General features: G+C 71.3%; 13 protein-coding genes, 4 pseudogenes and 1 riboswitch. Of the genes and pseudogenes, 10 read left to right on the top strand and 7 right to left on the bottom strand.

Going from position 1 to position 12,481, the window contains the following annotated elements; translation table 11 throughout:
* A partial coding sequence (locus C1I98_RS00625; protein ID WP_111165067.1) for an arsenate reductase/protein-tyrosine-phosphatase family protein occupies positions 1–680 on the bottom strand: 680 nt, incomplete at its 3' end.
* A 121-nt stretch (positions 681–801) separates the two neighbouring features.
* Between C1I98_RS00625 and C1I98_RS00620 the strand changes: the two are divergent.
* Positions 802–987, top strand: a pseudogene (locus C1I98_RS00620) (YncE family protein); the annotation flags it as partial.
* 104 nt (positions 988–1,091) lie between these two features.
* On the opposite strand, the pseudogene C1I98_RS43440 reads toward C1I98_RS00620, so the two are convergent.
* Positions 1,092–1,200 (bottom strand): annotated as a pseudogene (locus C1I98_RS43440) (DNA-binding response regulator); the annotation flags it as partial.
* 159 nt (positions 1,201–1,359) lie between these two features.
* On the opposite strand from C1I98_RS43440, the pseudogene C1I98_RS46500 reads away from it, so the two are divergent.
* From C1I98_RS46500 to bluB, 3 genes and pseudogenes are all read left to right on the top strand, one after another.
* Positions 1,360–1,470: pseudogene (locus tag C1I98_RS46500) on the top strand (phosphoketolase family protein); the annotation flags it as partial.
* A gap of 97 nt (positions 1,471–1,567) precedes the next feature.
* Positions 1,568–2,044, top strand: a complete 477-nt coding sequence (locus C1I98_RS00610) for a CBS domain-containing protein (RefSeq protein ID WP_233506921.1) — start codon at positions 1,568–1,570, stop codon at positions 2,042–2,044.
* Between the two features lie 70 nt (positions 2,045–2,114).
* Positions 2,115–2,313: riboswitch (cobalamin riboswitch) on the top strand.
* A gap of 32 nt (positions 2,314–2,345) precedes the next feature.
* Positions 2,346–2,975 carry a 5,6-dimethylbenzimidazole synthase gene (gene bluB, locus C1I98_RS00605; RefSeq protein ID WP_111165064.1) on the top strand — a complete coding sequence of 210 codons (630 nt, stop codon included), beginning with the start codon at positions 2,346–2,348 and terminating at the stop codon, positions 2,973–2,975.
* On the opposite strand, the gene C1I98_RS00600 is transcribed toward bluB, so the two are convergent.
* The 4 genes from C1I98_RS00600 to C1I98_RS00585 form a co-directional block, all read right to left on the bottom strand.
* A complete protein-coding gene (locus tag C1I98_RS00600) occupies positions 2,969–3,694 on the bottom strand; it encodes an SMI1/KNR4 family protein (protein ID WP_111165063.1) in 726 nt (241 codons plus the stop codon). The two genes, bluB and C1I98_RS00600, sit on opposite strands and share 7 nt — an antisense overlap.
* 42 nt (positions 3,695–3,736) lie before the next feature.
* Positions 3,737–5,023 (bottom strand): glycosyltransferase, encoded by a 1,287-nt coding sequence (locus tag C1I98_RS00595; protein ID WP_111165062.1) that lies wholly within the window; start codon positions 5,021–5,023, stop codon positions 3,737–3,739.
* On the bottom strand, positions 5,016–5,588 hold the full coding sequence (locus tag C1I98_RS00590) for a TetR/AcrR family transcriptional regulator (protein ID WP_158557819.1): 573 nt from the start codon (positions 5,586–5,588) through the stop codon (positions 5,016–5,018). Before C1I98_RS00590 ends, C1I98_RS00595 begins: the two co-directional genes overlap by 8 nt.
* A 93-nt stretch (positions 5,589–5,681) precedes the next feature.
* Positions 5,682–7,943, bottom strand: coding sequence for a leucine-rich repeat domain-containing protein (locus tag C1I98_RS00585; RefSeq protein WP_158557817.1), 2,262 nt, complete (start codon positions 7,941–7,943; stop codon positions 5,682–5,684).
* Between the two features lie 446 nt (positions 7,944–8,389).
* On the opposite strand from C1I98_RS00585, the gene C1I98_RS00580 reads away from it, so the two are divergent.
* Complete coding sequence (locus C1I98_RS00580) at positions 8,390–8,728, top strand: ArsR/SmtB family transcription factor (RefSeq protein WP_111165059.1); 339 nt, start codon at positions 8,390–8,392, stop codon at positions 8,726–8,728.
* Here the strand turns inward: C1I98_RS00580 and C1I98_RS00575 are convergent.
* On the bottom strand, positions 8,709–9,956 hold the full coding sequence (locus C1I98_RS00575; protein WP_111165058.1) for an MFS transporter: 1,248 nt from the start codon (positions 9,954–9,956) through the stop codon (positions 8,709–8,711). The genes C1I98_RS00580 and C1I98_RS00575 overlap by 20 nt on opposite strands.
* Before the next feature lie 45 nt (positions 9,957–10,001).
* Between C1I98_RS00575 and C1I98_RS45460 the strand changes: the two are divergent.
* From C1I98_RS45460 to C1I98_RS00555, 5 genes and pseudogenes are all read left to right on the top strand, one after another.
* Positions 10,002–10,472, top strand: a pseudogene (locus C1I98_RS45460) (histidine kinase); the annotation flags it as partial.
* Positions 10,473–10,759: 287 nt separating this feature from the next.
* Positions 10,760–11,002: a hypothetical protein gene (locus C1I98_RS42535; RefSeq protein ID WP_111165057.1), complete on the top strand. Its 243-nt coding sequence runs from the start codon at positions 10,760–10,762 to the stop codon at positions 11,000–11,002.
* Complete coding sequence (locus C1I98_RS45250) at positions 10,999–11,307, top strand: response regulator (protein ID WP_306461829.1); 309 nt, start codon at positions 10,999–11,001, stop codon at positions 11,305–11,307. The genes C1I98_RS42535 and C1I98_RS45250 overlap by 4 nt, the downstream gene beginning before the upstream one ends.
* Positions 11,304–11,654: a response regulator transcription factor gene (locus C1I98_RS45245; protein ID WP_306461828.1), complete on the top strand. Its 351-nt coding sequence runs from the start codon at positions 11,304–11,306 to the stop codon at positions 11,652–11,654. Before C1I98_RS45250 ends, C1I98_RS45245 begins: the two co-directional genes overlap by 4 nt.
* 548 nt (positions 11,655–12,202) lie before the next feature.
* Positions 12,203–12,460, top strand: coding sequence for a hypothetical protein (locus C1I98_RS00555; protein WP_111165056.1), 258 nt, complete (start codon positions 12,203–12,205; stop codon positions 12,458–12,460).
* Positions 12,461–12,481: the final 21 nt, after the last annotated feature.

The following is a 12,481-nucleotide window of genomic DNA, read 5'->3' as shown; positions in this document are numbered from 1 at the left end:
GGGCCGGGCGCCATGGCGGTCAGGGCGGCCAGCCGGTCGACGCGCTCGGTGAGCAGGGCCAGGACGTCCTCGAAGATCTCGTCAGTGTCGACCGGACCGGGGTCGGGGACCGACCAGTGGACGCGCCGCAGGCCGGGGTCGAGCTTTTCGTAGGCGTTGTCGCAGACGGCGACGACCAGGTCGTGGGGGGTGATCACGTCGCGGACGTCCGCGGTGCCCTGCCGCTCCAGGCTCAACCCGTGACGGCGGGCGGCGCTGATCGCGCGGGGGTTGAGGCCGGGACCCGGCCGGGTGCCGGCGGAGGTGACCGGGACGGCGCTGCGCGATGTCCACAGATCGGCGGCGAGGGGCGAGCGGGCGGCGTTGCCGGTGGACGCGAACACCACCCGCGACGCCGTGAGAACCCGGCGCCGGTGCACGGCCTCCAGCGCCGAGGGGATCAGCCGGATGTAGACACGGCGGCGGTCGGCATGGGAGCGGCCGCGGGCGATGAGACCCACCTGTGCCAGTACACGCAGGTGGTGGGCCAGCAGGTTGGACGGCAGATCCAGGTGGCGTCCCAGCTCTCCCGGTGCCAGATCACCGACGGCCAGGGCATCGACGATCGCCAGCCTCGCGGGATCGGCCAGGGCCTGATGCAGGGCGACCCGTTCCGGCGAGGCATTTCTATCAATCTCCATTGAGTCAATGCTCGTTGAGGTGTTTTCATGAGTCAACGCCGCACGCCATCACCGCGACCCGCGCGCCGCACTCCCGGCGCCCGGGGCGACACGGACAACGGCCTTCACCCCCAGCGGACGAGCGGCGTACGTCGCCAACTCCGGCTCCGAGACCGTGAACATCTTCGACACCCGCACCAACGCCGTCCTGGGCGAGGTCGCCGTCGGAGACGACCCGCGCTACACCGCCTCCGGCCCCGGCGGCAGGTTCCTGTACCTCACCAACACCGGCTCCCACAGCGTCTCGGTGCTCACCCTGGCCCACTGACCCGGCCCACAGCCCGCGCGGGCGGCCACGTCCCCGAGGCATCACCGGCCGGGTGGTCTCGGCGTCCAGATCATCGACGATCGGATCGAAGCGGTTGCGACCGGCGACGGCGGTGCCCGCCTCGCCGATCACCTCGATGTCGTCCTCGCCGTCCAGCAGCGTGGCCACGCCCCGCCATACCACCTCATGGTCGTCCACGAGGAGAACACGAATCCTGTTTTCGACGGTAACCGGCCCTCCGGCCGGCGAGGAGAGGGTCGAAGCATGGGTGCCGTCGCGACGAGCGATCCCACGGGCCGCCCGCCGATGATCGTACTGCGCACGCGGCGCACCGGGCCATGCTGCCGGATCGGATGCCGCCGCCCTGTTCACCACCGGCTGACCTGCCGCCGCCGCGGGCACGACAATCCGCACGTACGCGGGTATTAGGAGGAGGGGACCACCACCACGCCGTTCGACATGGCGAAGCTCAACGATATCGACTGCGGGCCCGCGCCCACACCGGCGACCACGGCGAGGACTCGGCCTGGGCCCGGACTGGGCCCGGACTGGGCCTGGCCGCATTGAAAGGGGGATGGCCATGGATGAGACGTTGACCGCCGGGCAGGTGATGAGCCGGGCCCTGGTGATCGTCCGGCCGGAGGAATCCCCACTGATGGCCTGGGAGCTGATGCGCCGGGCGGGCATCCACCACCTGCCGGTGGTGAACGAGCACGGCCTGCTGCTGGGCATCCTCACCAAGGAGGACCTGGCGGCGTCCTGGACGGGCGGGCCGGAGGCGCAGTCCCGTACGCCGCTGCGCCGGTTGCTGAGCGGGCGGCGCATCCCCCACGTCCGCCAGGACGCATCCCTGCCGCACGTTGCGACGGTGATGCGGGACGCGGGCTGCGACGCCGTACCGGTCATGGCGGCGGGCGGAGCCTTCGTCGGCATGATCACGACCGTTGATGTCCTGGACGCCGTGGCCGGACGGACACGACCGGCGGAGGACGCGGCGGAGATGGTCACGGGCATGTTCCGGCTGGAACCGGTACTGCCCGTCGCCGGAAGGGCATGACCGAAGGCGGGCTCCGGGGCCGAACTCGGGGCCCCTGGGCAGCGGTGCGGGTCGCCACGGTACGGTACTGCTCGGCGAACTGTTGCGAGGTGCCTCGCGATCGCGAGGAGAATCGGGAAGCCGGTGTGATTCCGGCACGGGCCCGCCGCGGTGACCGGGAAGTCGCCGCCCAGGTGCGAAGCACGGCCACTGGCCCGCAAGGGCCGGGAAGGCGGGCGGTCAGGCGTTGATCCGGGAGTCCGAAGACCGGCCTCGCGCCCACCGCCCCCTCTGATGGGGGCCATGCAGCGGGAGCCTGCCCATGAACAGCCATCTGTACGACGTCATCCACCGCCGCCGCGACGTGCGCGGCCAGTTCACCGGCGCGCCCGTGCCGCAGGAGGTGTTGCACCGCGTGCTGACGGCGGCGCACGCCGCCCCCAGCGTCGGACTGTCCCAGCCGTGGGACTTCATCGTGGTACACGACACCGCGATCCGCGCCGCCTTCCACGAGCACGTCCGGCACGAACGGGCCGCCTACACCGCCACCCTCGACGGCGAGGCCGCCCGGCGGTTCGCTCACATCAAGATCGACGGGGTGCGCGAGTCGACGCTGTCCATCGTGGTCACCTATGACCAGGGCAGAGGCGGCCCCGCCGTGCTGGGCCGCCACGCCATCGCCGACGCCGGCCTGTACTCGGTGTGCCTGGCCATCCAGAACCTCTGGCTGGCCGCCACCGCCGAAGGGCTCGGCGTGGGGTGGGTGTCGTTCTACCGCGAGCCCTTCGTGCGGGACCTGCTCGGCATCCCCGCCGAGGTCCGCCCGGTCGCCTGGCTGTGCCTCGGCCCCGTCACCCACCTCGAAGGCGACCCCGACCTGGAACGACACGGCTGGCGCCGCCGCCGCCCAATCCAGGCCGCCGTCCATCACGACCGATGGGGAGCTCAGTAGGAGTCGTCCATCATCCACTCACCGGGCGGTTCCGCACGGATCCGGGCGAGTGCGTCAGCGGTTCGGGCGCGGACCCAGATCCAGGTGCGGGCGTCGTCGCGGATGATGAGGTCCGGACCGGCGAACCAGCGGATGCCTGAAACCGAGGTCTGGAACATCGGGTACTCAGGCAGCGGCAGCCGGGTGAAGCGCCGCTCCAGCGTGGCGGCTTCGTCCTCGTCGAATTCCCGGTTGTCCCCGAGGTCTTCGGAGGAGAAAAGCGATTCCGACAACACGATCTCCACGCAGGCGTGTGAGAAGCGGTCCAGCCACCCCTCCCAGCTCTCGGCGGCCTTGTCGGCCATGCCGGTCCGGATGACCACCGGAGGGTCGGGCCGGTCCAGCTCAGTGATCGGGATGCCCCAGAAGGCCGCGGACTGGTTCTCCGCGCGAAACATCAGCGCTTGATCTTCGACTGCGAGATGGGCGGGGCCGAACAGCACGTCTTGCAGGCTGGTCAGGTCGGTGCGGCGGCCGAACAGCAGGTACGCCTCCCGCAGCGCGGCGGGCAGGCGCAGGCCGAGTCGCGCCTCGGCGGCATCCAGATCCGCTTCGGGCCAGCCGTCGTCTTCGGTCAGCGGAGATCGCCATGTCGCCGCGAACCCACGGATGAAGTCCCATGCTCCGGCCCGGTCGGCCATTGCCGCCGGAAACCGCTCGATCACGTCGAAGGCCGTCATGGCCGAGAGGTTATCGGTGCGCGAGATCCCGGCTCCCCGGGATCAGCCGGACAGGGTGGGTGATGGGCCGGGCGCTCGTTCGGCGAGGTCTTCGAGTTCGGTGACGGCCCGGTCGGTCGCCGTTTCGGCGGCGATCTCGGCGGCCAGGCGCCGCGCCTGGCGCTGGTAGGACGGGTCGTGCAGGACCCGGCCGACCGCGCGGGCGATGGTGCCGGGTGAGGCGCTCTTGCATACGGTGATCCCTGCCCCGGCGAGGGCGACGCGCAGGGCCACCTCGCCCTGGTCGCGCCCGAGCGGTACGCACACCATGGGCACACCCGCCGCCAGGGACTTGACGGCCGTCCCGTGGCCGGCGTGCGTGATCGTCACAGCGGCATGGCGGAGCACGGCGCTGTGCGGGGCGACCGAGGTGACCAGGACGTTGCCGGGCGCGTGGACCGTGGCCGGGTCCACGGCCGGGCCGGTGGTCAGCAGCCCGCGTACCGGCAGCCGGCCGAGGGCATCGGCGATGCGCCGGAGCAGTTCGCGCTGGTTCATGAACGTCGAACTCAGGCTGACCAGCACCAGTGGGGCCTCCCCCTCGGGCAGCCGCAGTTCCCCGACCCACGCGGGATCGTCGAGCCGCGCCCCGACGTGGCGGACGTAGGACGGGAACCGCCGGCCGGGGTGGTCCAGCGCCCGCGGGGACAGCACGAGGAACCGATCGACGCGGCCGAACGCGTCGATGACCGAATCCACGGGCGGCAGACCGTTGGCGGTGCGGGCGGCGTTGAGCGCGGGCAGTCCCTTGGCCCACGGCTTGATGATCATCTCCTCCAGGAGCCGATCGCGCAGCCGCCCCAGGACACCGGTGGCGGGCCTGACCCCGGGACCGAACGGCGGCGCGCCCGGGGCGGGGAACGGATAAAGGGTCGTCCCCAGCGCCGCCACCGGGATTCCGGCCGCCTCGCCCGCCGTGATCGCACCGAGCAGCGAGAAGTCGGTGACCAGCACGTCAGCCGGACGCGCGCGCAGCTCGGCCAGGGTGTCGCGGGCGAAGTCCGCCGCGGGGCCGCAGACCAAACGGTCACGAAGCCGCGCGAAGGCGCCCATCGGCGTGCGGGCCTCGAAGTCCTTGAGGAGGTCACCGGCCGGGTCGGTGGTGTCGCCCTGGGGCGCCGTCGTCCAGGTGATCGGCTCCGCGCCGGTGGCGGCCACCTCGTCGTGCAGCGACCTGTCGCCCAGCACCCGGACGCCGTGGCCGCGCTCGCGCAGCGCGCGGGCGACCGAGAGGGTGGGCGGCACGGCTCCGCCGCCGGCCCAGGTGGCGAAAAGGAAGTTCTTACGCATTGTTTCTCTTTCGGGGGTCGATCGAAGTCAGCAGGTCGCACATGGCGCGTTCGGCGTCCGCGCGAGACAGGCCGAGGTCGTGCCGCCACAGTTTCCACAGGTAGATGTCGGTGGCGGCGTGGTGCAGGTTCAGCGCGTGCTCGCGGTCGGGGCCCGGGGCGGGGAGGCGGTCGGCGAAGACCTGTTCCAGCCAGGCCCGATGCTGGGCGCGGGCGTGGGCGGCCGCCCGGCCCGCCACCGGGACACGGTCCATCTGCGCGGTCCACAGGACGTTGGCGGCGCCGTGCCGCTCGTAGTCGGCGAAGAGCACGGTCACGATCGCCGCCACGTCGCCGGTGGGCGCCTGGCGGGCGACCGCCGTCTGCGAGGCCACCCACTCGGCGACGGCGTCGGCCAGCCCCTCCTTGCCTCCGAAGTGGTTGACGATCGTCTGTACCGACACCCCCGCCTCATCGGCGATGTGCTGCAACGTGACGTCGTCGAACCACTGGCGCATCCACAGCGCGGCCGCCGCCTCGATCACACGCGTACGCGTGACCTCCATGGCCGCCGAACGGGCGCTCATGCGGTACGAACGCCTGGTCCCACTTTCCATAGAGTCATGACTACATTCAATTGAGTCGGCAGTAAAGCGAAAGTCTGCGACGTCACACCGGCGCTATGGACGCCGGCCTCGGCGCCACTGCTGGAAGCCCGAGGACCCGGCGAGGTCCGCGAAGTCCCGGAAGGCCGGGTCGCGAGTCAGCACCTGATCGACGACGGCGTACGCCTCGTCGGTGCGGCCCATCTTGAGCAGGATGCGTACCTGCGTGTCACGGACGTGGTCGTACTCGGGCTTCGCGGCCACCGACAGGGCCCGCTGGACGGCGGCGAGCGCGGGCTCCAGCTCTCCCGCCTGCAACAGATGCCAGGCGAGCGCGTTCCCCGCCCGGCGCACCACCTCCTCCTGGAATGCCCCCTCGTCGGTGTAGTGCCAGATCACGTCGGGCACCAGGGAAAGCGCCTGCTCGGAGTAGCCGATGAGCTTGCCGACGATGGCGGGTCGGTCGTCACCTGTGGAGCCGGCCAAGTGCCCCAGCGCGTCGATGAGCCCGTAGAGGGCGTAGAAACGGTCGTGGTCGGAGAAACCGGTGCCGGGAACGCAGCGGGTCAGCGCCTCCTCGAAGGAGCTCACCGCGCCCGGGTGGTCATCGCGTTCGAGTGCCGCCGAACCGGCCTTGACCAGGGCGTGCACGGTCCGCCATGTGGGGTCGTCGCCACCGGATTTCGCCGTCTTCACATCGCGCAGATCGATCTTCACCTGCGGAAACGCGGCGCGCAGGCGGCCGAGCGTCGCCTTGCTCAGTTTGGTGTGCTGCAGATCGACGTTCTCCAGTCGGGTCAGGGCGAAGAACGACTCCGGCAGCTTGGTGAGTTCGTTGAAGGACAGGCCCAGCCGCCGCAGCCCGGGCATGCGCGCGAAGGCGTCATCCGGCAACGAGGTGAACGCGGTGCGTCCCACACGGCCCTCATCGGCCTTCTCGCCCCACCGGTCGATCTCCAGGTGCTCCAGCGTGGCGATGGCCCACACCCCGGCGAGCAGGTCCCGGCTCGGCTCCGGCTGGAAGACCCACGGGGTGTTTCCGCTGAGCCGCAACACCCGCAGCCGGGGCAGTCTCGCCAAGTCCGGCAGCCCCTCGATCCCGCTGGACAGTGAGCCGCTCAGCGCCAGTTCCTCCAGATCCGTCAGTTGGAGCAGGTCCTCGGGGATGGACGACAGCCACACGTTCGTCAGATCGAGCGACTTCAGGCCGTGCAGCCGGGTGACGGGCAGCGGGAAGTCCACCTGTTCGTGGTACTCCCCCGGCTGCAGACCGGACAGGTTCACTTCGCGCAGGTGCTGCAACCGGTCCAGCACATCGGGAACCGCGCACGTCAGGCACTCCGCGCGCAGAGTCTCCAGCCGGGTCAGGCGGCCGATCGCGTCGGGGAGAGCGTCAAGCTGATTGCCTGATATGTCGAGGTCACGCAGGTTGCGCAGCCTCCCGATCGTCGCCGGCAGGCTGCGCAGGCCGATACCCGACAGGTCGAGCCTCTCCAGCGACACTAGGTCCCCGATACGCTCGTCCAGTTCGTCGATGTCGCCGTTGCCGGCGAGGGACAGCACGCGTAGGTCGCTGAACGCGAACAATTGCTCGGGCAGCCGGCGCAGCTTGCGGTTGGAAAGGTCGAGCGTGGTGACCTCGGCGGCACGCTCCGACAACGCCTCCAGTTCCTTGACCGCGGCCTTGTGACTCGGCAGCATGTCCGCGACCGAGATCGGCCGCCCGGCGGACAGCGCCGCCACGACCTTCCATGTGTCCATGAAGCCGTCCTTGAGCAGCTCGGGCAGCAGCATGGCCTCGAACTCCTCGTCCGTGAAGTCGACCGGGCGGCTCGTGCTGGAGGGATCCCCGACGAGCAGCGCGTCCGGTTGCTCACCGAAGGACATGTTGAAGTAGCTCGTGTTGATGACGATCTGCCCCTGGGTCCGGCCGTTCACCGTGAGGGCCCCGCCGTTGTCACCGGAACTGCCGTGAACTCCGCCGCTCACCACCAGGTCGCCCCGCACGACGACGTCGGGACATCCGGCCAGGCCCACGTTGCGCGCCCGCAGGTCGCCGGTGACCAGGAGGAAGTTGCCGGAGGACCCGTCCCACCACGTGAGGTCGCCGTCCACGGTCAGGTCGCCGTCCACGATCACGTTGTACGGCACCCGGTCATCGTCGGACACCGGCTCCAGATCCCGCGCCACCCGCAGGCCGCCCTCGTAAAGGCGGATCTCCTGCTCATCGGCGAATTCTTCGTACGGATAAGCCACGTGGTCCGAGATGGAGAAAATCTCCTCCGCCTCTTCGGCGGTGATAACGCGATACCCCGGGGGCGGGGCGATGTCAGTCATGCAGGCGATGTTAGAGCCACCGGCGGACATTCTTCCCGCCATACCCCCAAGCCAGCCATAACATCCCTGCCGACCGCACGGGAGACGCGTGGTCCACGGCAATGCGGAGTGAATTCCACCAGCCGAAGACTCGTGTTCACCGAAAACACCCACCCGTCAGGGGAGGGCGAGCCGTGGTGATTCTATAACCGCCATTGACGGTGACATCGATCTTGAGTAATGGAGAGAATCCGGCTTCAGTGGATACCCTATCCAATCCCCAAGAATTTTGACCTGGCGCCACCAGCCATGCCCCCATCCGGGAAGAGCCGATCGCGGTGTGGACGCCGCTGATCGCCTTGGCCGCCGCGACCGTCAGCCGCCGGCAAGGGTCACGATCGTCATCTGACAAGACCCGCCTCGTTCCCTGGATTGACGCATGCCGATATCGGCATATGATGGCGGCCATGGCACGAGCAGCGACGACGTCGGACGTCTTCAACGCGATCGCCGAGCCGCAGCGCCGGGAGATCCTGGCGCTGCTGCGGGCGGGTGAGCGGCCGGTCACCGAGTTGGCCCAGGAACTGGGGATGACCCAGCCGCGGACGTCCAAACACCTGCGGGTGCTCCGGGAAGTGGGACTGGTGCGGGACCGCAAGGCAGGAAAACAGCGCCTGTACGGCCTGGACGCCCGCGGGCTGCGACCGGTCCACGAGTGGACCGGCGGGTTCGAGCGGTTCTGGAACGAGAGCTTCGACCGGGCCAGCGCCAGCAGCCCCGCGCCGATCAGCCCCCGGACGCGCTGACCAGGCCCACGGCGGCCATCGCGTGGGCCCGGTCGGCCGGGCGCACCACGGACAGCACGCCGATGAACAGGCTCGGCCCGATCACCGCCGGCAGCGCCTGGCCCACGGCCAGCAGGACGAGCAGGACCCACAGGTTCCTGATCACCGCAGACAGCCCGAACGCCGGCGCCGCGGCCCCCAGCGCGCCGCCGGACAGCGCCATGAACCGAGCCGGTCCGGCGCGGTAGGCGGCCTCGGCGCGGCGGCCGAAGACCGCCAGCGCCACGATGGACGCCGCCGCGGCGGCGCTGGAGAAGACGCCCCGCTGGGCGGGGGTCAGGCCGTACTCCTGCTCCAGGAACATGGAGACGGCCACGCCGTACGGGACGGCCAGCGCGCCGATCGCCGCGAAGCCCACGCACATCCGCCGCATGGAGTGGATGCGCAGGACGCGGCGCACGGTGCTCCAGAACCCGGACTCGGGCCCCACCGGCTCGCCCGCCTGGTCGTCCGTGCTCTGGAGGGTGGATGCTCCGGCGCGGGCGCGCAGCGCGCCGACGTCCCAGCGGCCCAGCTCCGGCTCGCGCAGCCGCAGCGCGTACAGGCAGGCCGCCAGCGACAGTACGCCGAGCGTGGCGAACACCGCCCGCCAGTCCATCCCCGCCCACGACACCGGCGCCGCGATGACCAGCGGCGACAGGATGCCCGCCAGCGGCGTGGACGCCGAGTACAGCGACATGACCCGCATCCGGGCCCCCGGCGGGTAGGCGTCCATCAGCAGCGGCGGATGCAGCAACGCGACCGCGCCGGTCGTGGCGCCGTTCACCACCATGAGCGCGGCCAGCGAGACCGGCCCCGAGACCGCCCCCGTGCACAGCGTCGTCAGGCTCCACGCGAACGCGGTGCCGACCGCCAGCCGTACCCGGTGCGGGTAGCGGCGCGGCAACGCCGCCACCGCGAACGGCGCCACGCCCACCGCCGCCGCCTGGACTGCGATGATCGCCGACAGGTGGCCGGGGCTCATCGCCAGGGAGTCGGCGACCTCGGGCGCCAGCACGCTGAACGCCTGGGTCTGGAACGTGTCCACGACGGCCAGGAGCGTCAGCGCGGCCATGAAGGACAGCCCCGCCCCGTGCTCCCTGAGCGTGCGCAACAGCGGCGGCGCGTTGCCCCGCTCCCCCGTCACCCCGAGCACGGCGCGGGCTTCCTGCCTGCTCAGCGGGTCGTGCTCCGCCGAAAATTCGTTCATGAGCACCGATGTTCACGCGCCGCGCCGGGCCCGCACGAGCCCCCGATGGGGTGCCGCGCGGTCGCGCTGGCGCTGATTCCGCTGTGCTACGTCGAGGTGCCGCTGGCCACGCCCTTCGCGCTCTACGCGCTCGGTGCCCACCGCGGCCACCGGCGGCTGCTGGTGGCGGCGGCCGCGCTGACCCTGCTGGTGCTCAGCCACGCCTGGGAGGCCGGCACGCCGGCCGAGGTGCTGACGCTGCTGTCGATCTGCGGCCTCATCGTGGTGCCCGCCACCGTGCTCGGCCTGTACGCCGACACCCAGCGCCGCCTCAACACCGCGCTCGCCGAACGGGCCGAACGCGCCGAACGCGAGCAGCGGCTCCGGGTCGAGCAGGCCCGGTCCGAGGAACGCACCCGCCTGGCGCGCGAGATGCACGACGTGGTCACCCACCACGTCAGCCTGATGGTGCTGCAGGCCGGTTCGCTGCGCATGGCCGCGCCCACACAGGAGGTGCGCGAGGCCGCCGAAGACCTGCGGGCGACCGGCAGGCGGGCCCTGGCCGAGCTGCGGGAGGTGGTCGGCGTTCTGCACGACCGCGGATCGGCCGAGCTCAGTCCCACACCGACGCTGCTCGACGTCTCGCGCCTGGTCGCCGAGTCGGGGCTGCCGGTAACGCTGCACCAGGACGCGGCCATCGAGGTGTCGGCGCCGCTCAGCCGTACCGCGTACCGGGTGGTGCAGGAGGCGCTGACCAACGCGCGCAAGCACGCGCCCGGCGCGCCGATCGAGGTACGGCTGGGCCGCCACGAGGGCGGGGTGCGGTGCGCAACCGGGCGCCCGACTGGCCGGCCGCCGGGCGCGTTCCCGGCGACCTGCCGCCGTCCGGCACGGGCCTGCTGGGGTTGCGGCAGCGGGTGGACCTGGTCGGCGGCGTGTTCAGCGCGCAGCCCACCGGCGACGGCGGCTTCGAGCTGCTGGCCGTACTACCGGGCAAGGACACCGCGCCGCCGTCCGACCGCGGCGGCCCGCGCCTCGCGGTACCGGCCGGCGGGGGCCGGGCATGATCGAGGTCCTGCTCGTGGACGACGAGCGCATGGTCTGCGCCCACCTGCGGGCGATCCTGTCCCGCACGGACGACCTGAAGGTGGTGGGCGAGGCGTACGACGGCGCGGAGGCCCTCGAAGCGGTGGTGCGCCTGCGGCCGGACGTCGTGCTGATGGACATCCGCATGCCCGGCGTGGACGGCCTCACCGCCACCGAACGCGCCTGCGCGCTCCCCGAACCACCCAAGATCATCATATTGACCACGTTCGACCTGGACGAGTACGTCGCCCGCGCGCTCCGCGCGGGCGCGGTCGGCTTCCTGTGAAGGACACCGACCCTGAAGACCTCACCGACGTCGTCCGGGTGGCCGCCGACGGGCACGCCGTCATCTCCCCGGCCCTTACCCGGCGGCTGGTCGCCACGTTCGCGCCGGAAGCGCCCGCCAAGCAGGCCGCCAAGGCCCTGGTGGCCGAGCTGACCGAGCGTGAGATCGACGTGCTGACCTGCCTGGCCGAGGGCCTGTCGAACGCCCAGACGGGCGCCCGGCTGTTCCTCAGCGAGACGACGGTCAAGGGGTACGTGTCCCGGCCGCTCGGCAAGCTCGGCTGCGCCAACCGCACCCAGGCGGCCCTGCTCGCCTACGACGCCGACCTGGTCAGCGGCCGCTTCTGAGCCCCCGCCCGAACGCGGGGACCCCTCCCCCGCGCCGGCGCCTACTTTTGGGACCTGGCCGGGATGCGGTCCGCGACGATCGTGGGAGGTGGGTGCCACCATGGATCCGATACCGGGGGGTTCCGGCGGCCATCCTGATGGATCGCGCCAAAACGGACGCGACGCACGGCCCGCGACCCGTACGCCGTGGCGCTCGCCAACGCCTCCCTGCTCAGCGCCGGATACCTGATGCTCGGGCGGCGCGGACTCGCCGCCGGGATCGCATCGGTCACGATCGCGCTGGTCATCACCCACGCCCTGGTCGCGCGGGCCGTGTGGTTCCAGGGGGTGGTGCTCCTGTGGTGGGCGGCCGTCACCGTGCACGGCTGGTACCTGGCGGGCGGGCGATCGTGGCGCACCGGGCACCTGGTCGTAGCACACGACGGGGCTGGAAGGCAGCGGCTGATCGCGCTCGGCGTCGTGGTCCCGGTCCTGGTCGCCGTCGGTGCGCCGCGGATCGATGCCGCACGCATCGAGCAGGACGCCGCCACGGCCCACCGCGCGGGCCGGTGCGCAACGAGCCGATCCACACCGTGGGCCCGCTGGAGAAGGTGGCGTTCCGGAAGAGAAAGGTCTCCGTGCGCGTCTATGAGGTACCGACCGGGAAGCTCGTGTCCAGGACCGGCCTCCAGATCGGCGGCTCCAGTTGCCCCGCCCGCATCCACTACACCTACTACGGCATCGACCCCGGCCCGCCCTCGGAGAAGTATGTGAAGTCGTCCACGGCGGACGTGCGCGCGGCCTATGCCTCGCTGATCAGGCCATGAGGTTCCCGCACCTGACCGGGT

This window comes from Spongiactinospora gelatinilytica (assembly GCF_003236385.1).
Lineage (GTDB): Bacteria > Actinomycetota > Actinomycetes > Streptosporangiales > Streptosporangiaceae > Spongiactinospora > Spongiactinospora gelatinilytica.
This window is presented reverse-complemented; position numbering and strand designations above follow the sequence as displayed.